Annotated in this window: 13 protein-coding genes; 4 read left to right on the top strand and 9 right to left on the bottom strand. The window is 42.8% G+C overall.

The features are described 5' to 3' along the window. From AC0L6H_RS09925 to AC0L6H_RS09895, 7 genes are all read right to left on the bottom strand, one after another. The gene (locus tag AC0L6H_RS09925; protein ID WP_473394104.1) at nt 1–1,344 is read right to left on the bottom strand and encodes a Na(+)-translocating NADH-quinone reductase subunit A; all 1,344 of its coding nucleotides are present in this window, start codon (nt 1,342–1,344) and stop codon (nt 1–3) included. A gap of 491 nt (nt 1,345–1,835) precedes the next feature. Further along, a complete protein-coding gene (gene fabV / locus AC0L6H_RS09920) occupies nt 1,836–3,020 on the bottom strand; it encodes an enoyl-ACP reductase FabV (protein ID WP_473394102.1) in 1,185 nt (394 codons plus the stop codon). A gap of 183 nt (nt 3,021–3,203) precedes the next feature. Further along, nucleotides 3,204–4,310 (bottom strand): TRAP transporter substrate-binding protein, encoded by a 1,107-nt coding sequence (locus AC0L6H_RS09915; protein ID WP_473394101.1) that lies wholly within the window; start codon nt 4,308–4,310, stop codon nt 3,204–3,206. A gap of 28 nt (nt 4,311–4,338) precedes the next feature. After that, nucleotides 4,339–5,706 carry a TRAP transporter large permease gene (locus tag AC0L6H_RS09910; RefSeq protein WP_473394100.1) on the bottom strand — a complete coding sequence of 456 codons (1,368 nt, stop codon included), beginning with the start codon at nt 5,704–5,706 and terminating at the stop codon, nt 4,339–4,341. Then, a complete protein-coding gene (locus AC0L6H_RS09905) occupies nt 5,706–6,218 on the bottom strand; it encodes a TRAP transporter small permease subunit (protein WP_473394098.1) in 513 nt (170 codons plus the stop codon). The genes AC0L6H_RS09910 and AC0L6H_RS09905 overlap by 1 nt, the downstream gene beginning before the upstream one ends. Before the next feature lie 177 nt (nt 6,219–6,395). Further along, nucleotides 6,396–7,016 carry an FKBP-type peptidyl-prolyl cis-trans isomerase gene (locus AC0L6H_RS09900; RefSeq protein ID WP_473394097.1) on the bottom strand — a complete coding sequence of 207 codons (621 nt, stop codon included), beginning with the start codon at nt 7,014–7,016 and terminating at the stop codon, nt 6,396–6,398. A 149-nt stretch (nt 7,017–7,165) separates the two neighbouring features. Beyond that, nucleotides 7,166–7,642 (bottom strand): helix-turn-helix domain-containing protein, encoded by a 477-nt coding sequence (locus AC0L6H_RS09895; protein ID WP_473394096.1) that lies wholly within the window; start codon nt 7,640–7,642, stop codon nt 7,166–7,168. 267 nt (nt 7,643–7,909) lie between these two features. Between AC0L6H_RS09895 and ppc the strand changes: the two genes are divergently transcribed. After that, the gene (gene ppc, locus AC0L6H_RS09890) at nt 7,910–10,528 is read left to right on the top strand and encodes a phosphoenolpyruvate carboxylase (RefSeq protein ID WP_473394094.1); all 2,619 of its coding nucleotides are present in this window, start codon (nt 7,910–7,912) and stop codon (nt 10,526–10,528) included. A 40-nt stretch (nt 10,529–10,568) separates the two neighbouring features. Continuing rightward, the gene (locus AC0L6H_RS09885) at nt 10,569–11,084 is read left to right on the top strand and encodes an RNA methyltransferase (RefSeq protein ID WP_473394093.1); all 516 of its coding nucleotides are present in this window, start codon (nt 10,569–10,571) and stop codon (nt 11,082–11,084) included. Between the two features lie 99 nt (nt 11,085–11,183). Here AC0L6H_RS09885 and mdh read toward each other — a convergent pair whose 3' ends face one another. Next, nucleotides 11,184–12,122: a malate dehydrogenase gene (gene mdh / locus AC0L6H_RS09880; RefSeq protein ID WP_473394092.1), complete on the bottom strand. Its 939-nt coding sequence runs from the start codon at nt 12,120–12,122 to the stop codon at nt 11,184–11,186. Nucleotides 12,123–12,302: 180 nt separating this feature from the next. Between mdh and argR the strand changes: the two genes are divergently transcribed. Further along, nucleotides 12,303–12,767, top strand: a complete 465-nt coding sequence (gene argR, locus AC0L6H_RS09875) for a transcriptional regulator ArgR (protein WP_473394090.1) — start codon at nt 12,303–12,305, stop codon at nt 12,765–12,767. A 20-nt stretch (nt 12,768–12,787) separates the two neighbouring features. Here the strand turns inward: argR and rsmI are convergent, their stop codons facing one another. After that, nucleotides 12,788–13,630 carry a 16S rRNA (cytidine(1402)-2'-O)-methyltransferase gene (gene rsmI, locus AC0L6H_RS09870; protein ID WP_473394507.1) on the bottom strand — a complete coding sequence of 281 codons (843 nt, stop codon included), beginning with the start codon at nt 13,628–13,630 and terminating at the stop codon, nt 12,788–12,790. A gap of 127 nt (nt 13,631–13,757) precedes the next feature. On the opposite strand from rsmI, the gene AC0L6H_RS09865 reads away from it, so the two are divergent. After that, the gene (locus AC0L6H_RS09865) at nt 13,758–15,719 is read left to right on the top strand and encodes a penicillin-binding protein activator (RefSeq protein WP_473394089.1); all 1,962 of its coding nucleotides are present in this window, start codon (nt 13,758–13,760) and stop codon (nt 15,717–15,719) included. The last annotated feature ends 11 nt before the right edge of the window (nt 15,720–15,730 follow it).

Raw genomic sequence — 15,730 nt, 5'->3', positions numbered from 1 at the left:
TTACCCCTCAGCTTCAATAGTCGTTAATGCTTCACGCAATATAGGACCGTAATCGTATTTACCTGGACATACATATGTACACAGTGCGAGATCTTCTTCGTCTAACTCTAACGCGCCTAAAGTTTGCGCACCATCAGTGTCGCCAGACAGCAGGTCACGAAGTAGTAGCGTTGGAATAACGTCAAGCGGCATAACGCGTTCGTAGTTACCGATAGGCACCATTGAACGGTCCGAACCATTTGTGGTTGACGTCATGTTGAAAAGTTTCTTCGGATTAAAGTGACCCAAATATGCACGCGTAACCGAATGCTTGTCACCGCCTGGCATTATCCACCCCAAAAATTTCTTCTCGGAGTCTTCTTCAATCAAAGAAATTTGTAAATGGAAACGACCTAAATATGCTTGTGGACCATTTGCTTTTGTCCCATTTAGGACTGAGCCTGAGATAATACGAGTCGGTATATCATCAAATTGTCCTTTCACTAATTCGTGCGTGCTCGCACCAAGCTGCGTTCTTACGATTTGCGGACTTTTTGCAGCGGGGCCGGCAATAGAAATTACACGCGACGTGTCTAGCTCGCCAGACGTAATTGTTGCTCCCAAGGAAATAAGATCTTGGTAATTAATATGCCAAACCTTTTTACCTACGCCTACGGTGTCTAAGTGATGAATATGCGTACCAACTAAACCCGCTGGGTGCGGTCCAGCAAATTCATGCACTTCAACATTATCGCCTGTGGCATTAATGTTTGCACCCGGCGCTTTACATACAAATATTTTGCCGCCGCTGACTAGCTGACACAACACTTTAATACCGTTGGCAAAATCGTCTTCTCGCTCAGCAACCACTAAGGCTGGGTCGACAGCAAGTGGATTTGTGTCAATCGCAGTTACAAAAATAGAATGGGGTGTACTATCTACAGCAGGACTTTTGCTAAAAGGGCGTGTTCTAAACGCTGTCCACAATCCAGATTCTATGATGGTATCTACCAGTTTTTGTCGTTCAGTAGAAAGAATCGCATCTGCTGCAACTTTCTCATACGTGACGGACTCTTCGCCTTTGATACCAATAACAACGGATTGTAAAACACGTTTTGCGCCGCGATTAACTTCAATCACTTCTCCTGCAGACGGTGATACAAATTTAACGCCAGGGTTCTTTTTGTCTTCGAACAAAAGTTGCCCTTTTTTTACCAAATCACCCACTTGTACGTGCATGGTCGGCCGCATTCCTACGTATTCTTCCCCTAACACAGCTACCTTAGAGACGGGCAGAGTATCCCCTATCGCCTGCTTTGGAGCTCCCTTAATTGGAAGATTTAAGCCTTTTTTGATTTTAATCATATGCAAATTGCTACTCTCAAATAGTTACTAATTTAAATTAGCCTGTTGCAAGCTAGTTTAAATTAGTGCCTATTCCATTAGGTTTAAAGTTCAACAAAAAAGTATCGCTGAGCGCGCTTCTTTTGAAACTAACTACTGGCAATACATGACTTCTTATTATTAATTAATATGTTACTTATGGTGTATTGATTAAAAAATGCTTATTTTGGCATTTTTCACCGGTCGATATTAATCTACCTATCAATTTATGGCGCGATTTTAGCATTAACTACCCCTAAAAGGCTATGGGAATTATACTAAAAGCGTAATTCTACTCTTAAAAATGTATACAAAAAACAACGCCTGAACGCAGCAATCTGTGTTAGGGCGTATATTTGTGCAGAAGATTCACTTTTTGGCGTGTTCATTTATGCCAAAGAATCAATAGGCGAACCTGTAAAAAGAGTAACAAGGCCTATTGCATCGCAATAGAGCCTTATAACTTTGCGATGCTACTTCCACTCAATTAGTGGGTCTACATCGGCTTCATAGTCAACACCTTCAATGGCAAAGCCAAATAGGTTTAAAAACTCAGTATTGTAACCCTTATAATCACTAAGCTCATGAAAGTTATCTTGTGTTACTTGATCCCACAAAGCTTTGATTTTCGCTTGGGTTGCTTCGTTAGTTTCTTTGCCGTCCATTCTATAGCGGTTCATTTCATCTACGTTTGGACTGTCCCCATATAAACAAGACGTATACAAACCGACTATTTGCTCAATGCAGCCTTCATGGGTGCCCTCTTCCTTCATTACTTTGTAAATAAGTGAAATATACAGAGGCATAACGGGTATAGCGCTACTGGCCTGAGTAACCAGTGCTTTCAATGACGACACGTTCGCTTGGGCATTTACGCCTGATAATTTACTAATAATAGCCGCTGCGGCTCTGTCTAGGTCTTCTTTGGCTAAACCAATGGTTGCCTGACCATAAATCGGCCAAGTTAATTCTTTTCCAATGTAGGTATATGCGGTGGTTTTGCAATTGTCACTTAGCACACCAGCTTCATTGAGCTGCACTAACCAACGCTCCCAATCTTCTCCACCCATTACTTTTACGGTTTGCGCGATTTCATCTTCGGTGGCCGGTTCTAAGGAAACTTCGTGAACGAGGTCTTTATCGGTATCGTATGTTTTAGTGGTGTAGGCTTGCCCAACTGGCTTTAAGGTAGACTTAAATACTTCGCCTGTATCCGGATCTGTTCTGCGAGGAGATGCCAAACTGTAGATAACTAAGTCGACCTTACCTAAGTCAGCTTTTATCTTGTCAATCACTTCGGTTTTAATTTCGTCAGAAAATGCATCACCGTTTATGGTACTGGCATACAAGCCAGCCTGATGCGCCTGGTCATGAAAAGCGGCAGTATTATACCAGCCAGCAGTCCCAGTTTTACGTTCTGTTGGCGCCTTTTCAAAACATACGCCCAATGTGTTTGCATTAAATCCAAATGCAGACGTGATGCGCGAGGCCAAACCATATCCAGTCGACGAACCTATTATTAATACGTTTTTTGGCCCAGCAAGGTCATTTTTTATCTGAGACTTTACATAAGCTATTTGATTTTCAACACTTTTTGCACACCCAACTGGATGCGCATTCGTACAAATAAATCCACGTACCTTTGGTTTAATAACCATGTAAATCTCCTAAACAATATTAATAATAAGTAAATTACCCAACACAAAATGCTCATTCCAGCGTATAGGTATTAATTGCGCGCTATGGTAACTGAGCTTTTGTATAAAACAAATCAGTCCAGATTCTTTTATGCAATACGTTTCATTTACGCATTACCCAAAGTATGTCTAAAAGAATGCTCGTTACCGATTCTCATAATAGGCTTTTTCCGAAAGGGCATGGTAGCGTTTTACGCCTTTAAAAAAATCTTCGTAAGAAGCGTAAATTCTTGCAAAGTCTTCGTTTTCAGCCGATTTAGCTGCAATCACCTTTTGCGATGCGTTTTTCAAGGCCGATAATACGTCCTTCGGCAATGGCAGCACGGTGACCCCATGCTCTTCTATCAGTTGTTGCATCGCAATATGGTTGCGTGCGGTGTATTCATCTAACATATCTTGATTGACCGCTCGGGTAGCAACTTCTACAATTTTTTGTAGGTCTTCTGGCAAGGCCTTAAATGCTTCTTCATTCACGATAAACTCTAACATTGTGCCAGGCTCGTGCCAGCCACTATGATAGTAGTACTTAGCCGCTTTGTGTAAACCAAAGGTCAAATCATTGTAAGGACCGACCCATTCGGTTGCATCAATGGCGCCGCTTTGTAAAGACGTAAAGATTTCGCCACCCGACAAGGTTACCGGCAAACCACCAATCTCTTTTAAAACTTCTCCGCCTAAGCCTGGGATGCGCATTTTAAGCCCTTGCATATCGTCGATGGAGTTGATTTCTTTCTTAAACCAACCGGCCATTTGTACACCAGAACTACCTCCTGCGAATGGAATAACACCGAATGGAGCATACAATTCTTCCCATAAAGCCATACCCTCGCCATGATGCAGCCACGCATTCATTTCAAGCGCATTCATGCCAAAAGGAATGGCTGAGAATATCGGTGCCGCAGGAATTTTTCCTTTCCAATAGTATGCGCCCGCATGCCCCATTTGTGCGCTGCCCGATGACACCGCATCAAAAACTTCAAATGCTGGAACAAGCTCGCCAGCGCCATAAACGCTAACTTCTAGTCGGCCACCCGACATGCTATTCACATACTGAGCAAATGTTTCAGGTCCTCTGCCTAAGCCTGGAAAATTTTTCGGCCAAGACGTAACAAGTTTCCATTTTACCTTTTCAACCGGTTTTAGCATATCAGCGCTACTAGTATTACTCGCTTCGTTCCCAGAGCAACTAATCAGTGCAACACTCACAAGTGCAAATAGCACCAACTTTAGCGTTTGTAATAATTTACCCATGTGTTTTTCCTTATTCTACATTTGTGAACTAAGCATAAATTGCATCAACTAGCCACGTCACAGTTTGAGGCCAAATAGCCATAATAATCAATACTATAATTTGTATCACAATAAAAGGAATAACCCCTTTATATATTTGTGTTGTATGAACACTTGAAGGTGCGACGCCACGCAAATAGAAAAGTGCAAATCCAAAAGGTGGCGTTAAAAATGAGGTTTGTAAATTGACCGCTATCATAATACCAAGCCATACCGGGTCAATCCCCATAACGATGAGAATAGGCGCGATAATAGGCACAACAACAAAAGTGATTTCAATAAAGTCTAGGATGAAACCCAACAAAAATATCAGTAGCATTACCACCAGCATAGCGGTAAATGCACCACCTGGTAGCGAGGTAAAGATGTCTTTTAATAGGGTTTCACCACCAAAGCCTCTAAACACAAGTGAAAATATAGAAGCACCAATAAGGATGAGAAAAACCATAGACGTAACTTTTGTGGTTTCTCGAACAATATATTTTATGCTAGTACTGTTTAATTGTTTTTTAAGACCCGCCAACAATAGCGCACCTGTAGCGCCAACGCCCGCGGCCTCAGTTGGTGTAGCAAAACCGAATAGGATTGCTCCCAATACACAGACAATTAATACGAGTGGTGGCAATAACGCCATTAATAACGCTGCCAAATTAGCATGCTCATTTCGCTGACCATGCTTTGGTACTTGTTGTGGAGAGAACTTGCTCACTCCCCAAAGATAAAGCAAATAAAACACAACAAGCAGTAAACCAGGGACTAAAGCACCCACGAAGAGGTCGCCTACCGATACACTGTCAGGAGAAAATATGCCCATATCAAGCTGAGCTTTTTGATAGGCACTTGAAAGTACATCGCCAAGTAACACCAGTGCAATCGAGGGCGGTATGATTTGCCCTAAGGTACCTGTCGCACATATCGCACCGGTGGCAAGTTGCGGTGAATAGCCACGTTTTAGCATGGTTGGCAGCGATAACAATCCCATGGTGACAACCGTTGCGCCTACTATTCCAGTGCTCGCTGCTAGCAACATGCCTACGAGTACCACCGAAACACCCAGGCCTGTTTTAAAACGCCCGAGTAAAGACGACATGGTAACGAGCAAATCTTCAGCAATTTTTGATTTTTCTAACACCACCCCCATAAACACAAATAGAGGCACCGCAATCAAGGTCGTGTTGTTAACAATTCCAAAGAGACGATTAGGCGTTGAAATGAGATAAGTCGCATCAAAGGCACCAAAAGAAATACCCACAAACGCAAACAGAAGTGATACACCAGCGAGGGTTAATGCCACTGGATAGCCAAGTAAAAGCACCAAACAAACCACGGCAAATAAAACTAAAGCGAGAAACTCCATTATGCTGCCTTACTCAATAAATGCAGCTGTATTGAGTGTTTAATCACTTCAGACAGCGCTTGTAAGATCATCATAATTGCAAATATCAGCATAAAGGATTTTAGAACATACAAAAAAGGCAAGCCACCGGGCTCTCGCGACCCCTCAAATAGCTGCCAAGATTCCATCACATAGGGCCAACAAGTAATCGCTATATAGCTTGCGACAGGCAACATTAAAAATAAACAGCCCAAAAGGTCGACTATGTGTTTGGTTTTTACTGAATATCGTCGATAGAATACATCGACTCTTACATGACTATTTTTTTGGTAGGTGTAAGCACTGCCCAGAAGAAACACAGCCGCATGCATATAAGTAATAGATTCTTGCATGGCCGTCCAGCCTAAATCAAAACCATATCTAAATACAACCACAGCAAACATGGTAAGCGCCATCAATAAAGTCGCATAGGCGATTGTTTTGCCAATGATTGCGTTGGTTTTATCGATGAAGTGACTAAGTTTGGCTAACATGGTTCAAGCTACATTTTTATTTTTATCCTTAGATTGTATGGACTTGTTAGTGCGCTTGCAACAGGTGCGTTAGTGTCATTGTTTAGGTATTACAATAAAAAAGCCAGAATACACTACGTACCTGGCTTTCAAAGTAAATATCAGGCCACCACGGTAGCCCCAATTTAGTATTTTTGCTTAAGCGATAATGTCGAGAAGCTCAACATCAAAGATTAACGTACTGAAAGGACCAATTGCCGCGCCTGCGCCTTGTTCACCGTAAGCTAAGTCGTGCGGTACGTAGATGCGTCGTTTGTCGCCAACAGACATTAGTTGAAGTACTTCAGTCCATCCTTTTATCACGCCATTGACCGGAAATTCAGCCGGCTGACCGCGATCGTAGCTGCTATCAAAAACAGTGCCGTCAATTAATGTACCATGATAGTGAACACGTACTGTAGATTCAGCAGTGGGTGTCGCGCCATCACCGCTGTTGATGACTTCGTACTGCAAGCCTGAATCGGTAACAGTAACCTCTTCACGTTCTCCATTAGCGGCTAAAAAGTCTGCACCTGCTTGAACCGCGCCTGCGAACTGCTCTTGTTTTGCGGCTTGCATACGCTGATGAATTTCATTGAAAGCAACACGTAGTTCGTCGTTGCTAACAGCCGGCATCGCTTTTGCGAATCCATCTTGAATGCCCGCTTTTACTATTTCGATATCAAGCCCGTCAAATGGATTAGAGGCAAGTTGCTCGCCCATTTGATAGCCAATGCCGTAACTTGCTTGTTCTTCTATACTGGTGTACTTATCTGCCACAATTGCTCCGTTTACTGTATCGTTAAAATGTTCGATTAATATGAAATAGGATTAACGGCCAAGTGTATCACAGTCAGGATAACGACTTAAAGCAAGCGAAAGATAAAGTCTTTACAAAAGCGTCAAATTTACCGCTTATATACGCAACACTATAGCTTAACCTTCGACATACGTTTGTTACTCAAATAATCGATGTAAACATTTATACTAAGAAATATAAACCCAAGGGCAAAGCTGATGCCGCCGAAATCAAGATAACGGAAGTTGCCGTTCAGTTCGTATTGCTGATTAAAATCGGCTCCCTTTAGCGTTGGGATAAGAATATCAACAATCCAAAGGCCAAAAAAGCAGCTCGACGAGGCAAAAGCAAGCAACCACGCATATTTACATATAAAATTAAAAGCGATCCCTTCAAGCTTTTGTGTTTTTTGTAAATCACTAGGGTTTATATCAAATACAGCAGCAAGGGCTTTTGTTGTCTCAAGCGAGGCAACGCCGGTCTTTTCCACACGCTGTATGGTTCTTACGCTTAAGTCGCAAGCTGCCGATAGTTCATCTTGACTCCAGCATTTAGTCGTCCTTAAAGCCTGTACTTTTTTATTATTTAATTTCACATCATTACTCATACTTAATCCTGTAATCTGTAGTATAGGGAAGACTCATAGTAAATGTAAATGCGAGACGATAAGGCGACATATTGATGACTTTTCCCCGCCAACGATATGAAATTCCCCTGACATTCCAGACAATAATGTGTTTTTTTAGAAGCACGATACACGTGCATGCAGGTTTAACCTGTACCATTTTGTTAATTCGGTTTATTATCTAATTGAGTCATTTACCCATCCCGTAATTTACCCACGTTATTTAGCCACATGGAGTTTTTTAACAATATGAATCCAGCGTTAATTGAGCAACTTAAAGAAACCGTTAAATATTTAGGCGCGACCCTAGGCGAGGCGATTCAAGCAGAGTTAGGTGAAGAGTGGCTTGAGAGAATTGAAAAAATTCGACATGACGGCCGTCATTCGTCCAAAGGGGATGAAAAAAGTACTAGCGATTTAGCCCAAACCTTAGCAGGGCTAGACAATCAATCTTTGCTCACTATCGCTAGAGCCTTCGCACAGTTTTTAACCCTTGCGAATATCGCAGAGCAAGAATTCAACATAGCTGAGAATCAAGACAGTTCTTTAGAATTACAACTTGCGAACCTAAGCCAGCAAATAGACATAAATGCCGACAAAGATAAAGTACTCGCGGCTATCCAAAATTTAAATATCGATTTAGTACTTACTGCCCACCCCACTGAAGTAAAACGCAGAACCAATATATATAAACACAGTCAACTCGCGACTCAGCTTCAAAAATTACATAGTCCTACGATTTCTGCAGTTGAAAACCGGCGCGTCAAAAAGCGTATTGCTGACTTGATTAGCCAAGCTTGGCATACAGAAGAGATTCGAAGCGTTCGCCCAACCCCTGTTGATGAAGCACGCTGGGGCTTTTCGGTGATAGAGAACTCTCTTTGGGAAGCGGTACCCGATTTTTTACGTGATCTTGACGATTATTTGCAGGTAAACTTTGATTGCTCATTACCTCTTGATGCAAAGCCAGTTCAGTTTAGCTCGTGGATGGGCGGCGACCGTGATGGGAATCCATTTGTCACCTCCAGCCTAACCCAAGAAGTACTACTTAGGGCCAGAAGGCGCGCTGCTAAACTCTTTAAAAATGACTTTGACCAGTTATATTCAGAGCTATCAATGAATCAATGCAACGATACGCTTCGACGTCAAGTTGGGGATGTTAAAGAGCCTTATCGCGAAGTATTAAAGCCAATTATTCAGAAACTCGCCCTCACCCAAGAAGGGAAAGCAGATGTAAGTGAATGGGTGCTATCAAATGCTGAATTACAAGCGCCGCTTCTTGCTTGCTATGAATCGTTAATGGACTGTGGCATGGAAGTCATCGCCAATGGCATTTTACTTGATTGCATTCGTCGCTCGGTTTGTTTTGGTATGCACTTATTAAAACTCGATATAAGACAAGATGCACAGCGCCATGCCGACGTTTTCAGTGAATTAACGCGCTACTTAGGCATGGGCGACTACAACCAGTGGAACGAAGAAGACAAGCAAGCCTTTTTGTTGCGCGAGCTTGCTTCACGCAGACCTTTAATACCCCGCAAATGGACGCCTAGCGATGAGGTCAAAGAGGTCTTAGACACCTGCAAAGTTATTGCCAACAATGGTAAAGACGGCTTTGGTATTTACATTATATCTATGGCCAGTGAACCATCAGATGTACTTGCAGTGCAGCTATTACTGCAAGAGTCAGGGGTTGATTGGGCAATGCCTGTTGCCCCCTTGTTTGAAACACTCGACGACCTAAATAACTCACCAATGGTTATGCAAAAGCTACTCAGTATAGATTGGTACAAGGGCTACATTAATGGCCAACAATTTGTCATGATTGGATACTCTGATTCTGCTAAAGATGCTGGTTCATTGGCCGCTGGCTGGGCGCAGTACAGTGCCCAAGAAGAACTTGTGGCTATTGCCGAAGAGCACAAGCTTAAACTCACATTGTTTCATGGCCGTGGTGGTACTATTGGTCGGGGCGGTTTGCCGGCAAAGGCAGCGATTCATTCACAACCACCAGGTTCACTCGATGGTGGCTTTAGGGTAACAGAACAAGGCGAAACGATTCGCTACAAGTTTGGTATGCCGCAACTGGCCAAGCGCAGCTTGTCATTATACGCATCAGCCGTTTTAGAAGCGGTATTGCTGCCACCGCCAGCGCCTAAGCCGCAATGGCGTGATGTCATCAAAACGATGGCCGACAAAGGTCGTGACAACTATCGCCAAACAGTGCGCACCGATCCTGAGTTTGTACCTTACTTCAGAGTTGCCACTCCTGAACAAGAACTAGGCAAACTGCCTCTAGGTAGCCGTCCAGCGAAACGTAATCCTAACGGCGGCATAGAGAGCCTGCGGGCAATCCCATGGATATTTGCTTGGGCACAAACGCGACTAGTATTACCGTCTTGGCTGGGTGTAATGCGCGCCGTAGATGAAGTCAATCAAGGTGAAACCGCTCCTGTTGTGCAAGAAATGATTGAACAATGGCCATTTTTTGCATCACGCTTATCGATGCTCGATATGGTTTTCCAAAAAGCCGACCCGAAAGTCAGTGAAGCTTATGACAAGCGCTTAGTACCAGACAATCTCTTGCATTTTGGTGCTGCGTTGCGCGCAGAACTAGTTCAATCTATGCAAAGTCTGCTGACAATGACCGGGCATGAGCACATGATGGAAGACGATCCGAATGGTCGCAATTCGATGCAAATTAGAGCCGGTTATCTGCAGCCACTGCATTATTTGCAAATAGAATTACTGGATCGTATTCGCAAAGCCCAAAGCTCAGAGTTTCAAGACAACGATGTTGTCGTGCTTGAGCGGGCGATGATGGTTGCGATTACCGGCATCGCGGTTGGCATGCGGAATACCGGCTAGTGACGATATGCTTTAATGTAATAATACGATGCAAAGCGGGATGAATAGCGACAAAACGCAAATCACCCTAGGATTGGTCAATCCCAAGTCAGCCAGCAACGTTGCCGTTATCTTGCGTGCTGCGGGCTGCTTTGGGGTCACATCAATCTTATATACGGGCAAACGCTATACTTATGCAAAAGCCTTTCATGAAGACACCAAAAAATTTAGGCACAGCATCCCTACATTGGCGGTGGATGATTTATTTAAGGCCATGCCAGAGGGTGCAACGCCTGTTGTAATAGAGCTTGTAGAAGGAGCGCAAGCCTTGCCCTCTTTCGCTCATCCTAATAATGCATTTTATATATTTGGCCCAGAAGATGGCTCTGTACCACAAAACATCATAGATGCGTGCGAACATGTCGTTTATATCCCAACGAAATCAAGTATGAATTTGGCGGTTACGGCAAATGTAGTTCTGTATGATCGATTGGCAAAGTCATGCTTTGATGATAGTGATGAATTGATTAAGCAGAGTCGTGATGTTAACAACAACATGAAAGTAAGAAAATCCTAAACAAATTTTTTAAACGGACATAAAAAAACCAGTAGGCGAATCAGAAATTCGGCCATACTGGTTTTTCTCAACGCTCATGATAAGCGTTTTGAGTAAAGATTACCCGTTTACGAAGTCAACACCCATTTGGATATCGTTACGCAAGCCACCTAGCATATCTTCTTTTGCTTTTTGTTCAAATGCACTAAGTTCACCATAAGGTAATATTTCTTCAACGCCATTTTTACCTAAACGTACAGGGTGTGCGAAAAACGCAGCATCTTCTGAACCATCCACTTGTACATAGGTGTATTCAACAACGTCTTTGCCGTTCATCGCGTCTACTAAAGATAGGCAGAAACGAGCTGCAGCTTGACCCATTGATAAGGTTGCTGAACCGCCACCCGCTTTGGCTTCAACCACTTCGGTACCCGCATTTTGGATACGCGGAGTTAGACTTGCGACTTCTTCGTCAGTAAAGCTTACGCCTTTAACCTGAGACAATAGAGGTAAGATAGTCGTTCCAGAGTGACCGCCAATAACAGGCACATGAATCTCTGATGTGCTTTTACCTTTAAGTTCAGCAATAAAGGTTTCAGAACGAATAACGTCAAGTGTAGTAACACCAAATAATTTATTTTTATCGTATACGCCTTTTGCTTTTAGCGTTTCAGCGGCAATAGCAACGGTCGTGTTTACTGGGTTAGTGATTACCCCAATGCATGCTTTTGGACAGTTATCTGCGCAAGCTTCAATTAGATTTTTTACGATGCCAGCATTGATATTAAACAAATCTGAACGGTCCATACCTGGCTTTCTAGGCACGCCCGCTGGGATGAGAACAATGTCACAGCCTGTTAATGCTGCGGCTAAATCATCTTTACCATATCCGGCTACTTTTACATCGGTAGGAATGTGGCTTAAATCCACTGCAACACCCGGTACAACCGGTGCTACGTCATATAATGCTAATTCAGAACCAGCTGGCAATTGTGTTTTTAAGAGCAACGACAAAGCCTGACCAATACCACCTGCGGCGCCCAATACGGCTACTTTCATAAAGATATCTCCAGTGACTAGATTGATAAATTGAGCGCGAAGATTAGCCGAATTAAGGAAAAATCTCAATCATACTCTGGTATCAGACGCTAAATAAACGTTTTTTCCAGCAAAAATTGCTTATCTGGTGGGCTTATTGCAGAATAAGCGGATTATTAATCTGCGATTTTTCAGGGGCCTATGACCAACACTAAACAAGATGTACTTATCAAAGCATTTCGTGAAATATTGAAAACTGAAAGCTATGGCTCTCAGGGTGAAATTGTATTGGCGCTGAAAAATCTAGGCTTTGATAATATCAGTCAGTCTAAAGTATCGCGCATGCTGAGTAAATTTGGTGCGGTGCGTACCCGTGACGCCCGTGGAGATATGGTCTATTGCTTGCCACCCGAGCTGGGCATGCCAACCGCTAAAAGCCCTTTAAAGCAATTGGTGCTAGACATTGTTCATAACAATGTGATGGTGATCATTCGCACTAGCCCCGGTGCTGCCCAATTAATCGCCCGTTTGCTTGACTCATTAAGTCATACCGACGGCGTACTTGGCACAATTGCAGGCGACGATACCATCTTTATCGCTCCTGCTGATATCACAAAAATCGATGATCTTCGTCAACGAGTACAAGATTTATTTGATAGCGTTTAAGGCTATTGCGCTGCTGACTATCAAGACTCCTTTAATGAAAGTGCGTATTGGTATAAGCTCTTCTTATTGAGCTTATAGTGCTCACTAACCACTGCAGCCGCTGATTTTGGCGGAAGCAATGGCCCTAGTTGCTGCAAAAGTTCTTTCGCCGGCAGTGGCAATTCTTCTGCCACTGCTTCTTTACAGTAAATCATCAACACAAACTCGCCCTTTTGATGCGCAGGCTCTTCATTTAACCACCCTAACACCTGCTCAGCGCTTCCGCTGATATAGGTTTCGAAACGCTTCGTTAACTCTTTCGCTAGCACTATTTGGTGATTTGCAGGTAGAACTTGTGCGCAGACCTCAATGGTATCTGCTACTCGGCGCGGCGCCTCATAGAAAATACAGGTCATATGTTGCAGGCTCGCAAATTTAAGAGCTTGTTCTTTTGCTTTTTGCTTTACGGGTAAAAACCCTAAAAACATAAATCGGTCAGTGGCTAATCCTGAAGCGCTTAGCGCTGTCGTTAAGGCGCATGGGCCCGGTAAGGCGATAACCTTGATATTATGCGCTCTACATGTGCTCACTAAAGTATAACCAGGGTCACTAATTAAGGGTGTCCCCGCATCTGAAATAAGCGCAATATTTTCGCCAGCTTGAAGTTTTTGCAATAGCAATACAGTGCGATGTTGCTCATTGTGATCATGTAAACTTAAGCTGCGAGTATTGATGAGAAAGTGTTGCAGGAGTTGCCCTGAATGACGTGTATCTTCGGCGGCAATCAAGTCAACTTCATTCAATATATCAATCGCTCTTTGCGACATATCTGAAAGGTTGCCAATAGGCGTAGGGACAATGTATAACGTGCCGGTCAAGGTAATCTCATCTCGATAAAGAAGTATTGTCGTAGTTTACACAAACTTAAGGACAGTTTGCATGAATTGTGCTAGATATTTTTACTCAGCCAAGTAGACTACACGAGGTCAACCATAGTATTGCGGGAAAAACGTGAAAACACTTAAATTTTTAGTCGTTGTAAGTATCAGTTATTGTTTAATTGCCTGTGGCGGCTCGCCCTCACAAAAAACTGCGAAAGCGCCTGAAAAAGTCATCCCCACTACCGAAGTTCAGCAATCTGGTGTGAAATCACAGCTCGAAGAAATTGAAATGCAGTACAGTACTACTCAGAATATTTCTGAACGAAATTTAGCCTTGCTAGAATTGGCTAATAATTACCAGAATTCGCAACAATGCACTGCCAGCAATATCATCATTAAACATATGCAAGCAAGCATCAAGGAGCCGATGCACTTAGCTATTGCCAATTTATTAAAAGCAGAATGCGCCCTCTTTTCTTTTGACAATTTAAGCGACTTATCAAACAAACAACCCTTAATAAATCTTATCGACAACTGGCTTAAACAAGCTATTTCAAACGGTATTCGTACAAATTCTATTACGCTAGATACGGGCTATGATTTAGCTACGCGGACACAGATCGCAACTGCGCAGTTACAAGCAGAAAACAAACAATATCGTGACGCCATCTATCAGCTACTGAGCAAGGACTATGGCCAATTAGCTAAAAGCTTAGATGATAAGACGCAATTAGACCCACAGTTGTCTTCTAAAATATGGCGATGGTTTTCGATTATTAGTCCGCAAGAACGCACTGAATTAGCGTTCAACTATCCACTTTTGCAAGAGTACAAAACGCTTTTAGAGATTATTGAAGATAAAACGATTAATGATGGCACTAGGCAACAGAATATAAAACGTTTGTTATCAAACACTACAAACACCGCACTTAACGACAATTTACCGCAACAAGTACTTCGTTATTTAGCCATTAATCATTCTGAAAACCAACGCATTGCCGTACTGTTGCCCTTAAGTGGTCGTTTGGCGGGACAAGGCGAAGCCATCAAACAAGGTGTGCTAAGTGCCTATTATCAAAAATTAAGCGCTGCAAAAGAAAATAATGTCACGGTTCAAGCAAGCATTGAGTTTATAGATACAGGCTCGTTACCTACGATAAAGAAAGCGGTTACAAGTGAACTACTCGCGCCTTTTGACACCATTGTGGGGCCTCTTCTTCGTTCTCATATTATTCAAGTGGGTGCTTTTGATTTAGCCGCAAAGCATCATCTCTTGCTCAATCAATCACAAACTGAGCTAGATAACAGCCAAAATTTGAGTGCAAGTTTTGCCTTGTCGCCAGAACAAGAAGCAGAGCAACTCGTTGCATTGATGCGAGCACGAAATATAGCCAATCCTGTAATTATTAGTGACGGTAGCTCCACCACTCGGCGCATGAATCTAGCATTCGTTGATGCTTGGAAAGCGAGCGCGTTGTCACAAAGTGATAACAGTGCACCACTGCAGGAAATTAGATATTCAGATAACAAAGGCATGCGTGTGGGTATAACCTCAGCATTAGATGTTTTGCAGAGCCAAAAGCGCATTCAACAATTATCAAATCTGCATCAAGAAAAAGTACATAGCGTTACCCGAAATCGGCGCGATGTAGATGCCTTCGTCATATTTGCGCGACCAAATGATGTTGAACTTATCAACCCCATCATTGAAACCAGTATTAGCTTATTTACCGATGAACAAATACCTGTTTTTGCCACGTCGTATAGTTACGACCATAAACAAAGCAAAAATAGCCAACGAGATTTACGAAATTTAGTTTTTGTTGACATGCCGTGGTTGTTACCTGAAGGAAGAAATAGAGCACTTTCGGCGACGGTAGATACCCTCTTTAATGAACCACCAAGTGCATTTTTGAGACTGTTTGCTTTTGGCTACGATGCCCTTTCATTGGTCGATAATTTAGCGCAGTTAAGTACTTTTGAACATCTTTCGGTTGCGGGTTTAAGTGGTGACTTATCCATAAATGAAAAACAGCAGCTAAATCGAGAATTATCATGGTTATCAATAACTAACGACACGAGTGGTCAATAGTTGACTGCTTT

This window comes from Glaciecola sp. G7-5, assembly GCF_055808975.1.
Note: the sequence above shows the minus strand (reverse complement) of the source record. Positions and strands in the feature narration are given on the sequence as shown.

What these genes read in the sequence shown, in the direction of transcription:
- AC0L6H_RS09925 (WP_473394104.1), bottom strand. Translation starts at nt 1,344, where the DNA reads ATGATTAAAATCAAAAAAGGCTTAAATCTTCCAATTAAGGGAGCTCCA.
- fabV (WP_473394102.1), bottom strand. Translation starts at nt 3,020, where the DNA reads ATGGTTATTAAACCAAAGGTACGTGGATTTATTTGTACGAATGCGCAT.
- AC0L6H_RS09915 (WP_473394101.1), bottom strand. Translation starts at nt 4,310, where the DNA reads ATGGGTAAATTATTACAAACGCTAAAGTTGGTGCTATTTGCACTTGTG.
- AC0L6H_RS09910 (WP_473394100.1), bottom strand. Translation starts at nt 5,706, where the DNA reads ATGGAGTTTCTCGCTTTAGTTTTATTTGCCGTGGTTTGTTTGGTGCTT.
- AC0L6H_RS09905 (WP_473394098.1), bottom strand. Translation starts at nt 6,218, where the DNA reads ATGTTAGCCAAACTTAGTCACTTCATCGATAAAACCAACGCAATCATT.
- AC0L6H_RS09895 (WP_473394096.1), bottom strand. Translation starts at nt 7,642, where the DNA reads ATGAGTAATGATGTGAAATTAAATAATAAAAAAGTACAGGCTTTAAGG.
- ppc (WP_473394094.1), top strand. Translation starts at nt 7,910, where the DNA reads ATGAATCCAGCGTTAATTGAGCAACTTAAAGAAACCGTTAAATATTTA.
- AC0L6H_RS09885 (WP_473394093.1), top strand. Translation starts at nt 10,569, where the DNA reads ATGAATAGCGACAAAACGCAAATCACCCTAGGATTGGTCAATCCCAAG.
- mdh (WP_473394092.1), bottom strand. Translation starts at nt 12,122, where the DNA reads ATGAAAGTAGCCGTATTGGGCGCCGCAGGTGGTATTGGTCAGGCTTTG.
- argR (WP_473394090.1), top strand. Translation starts at nt 12,303, where the DNA reads ATGACCAACACTAAACAAGATGTACTTATCAAAGCATTTCGTGAAATA.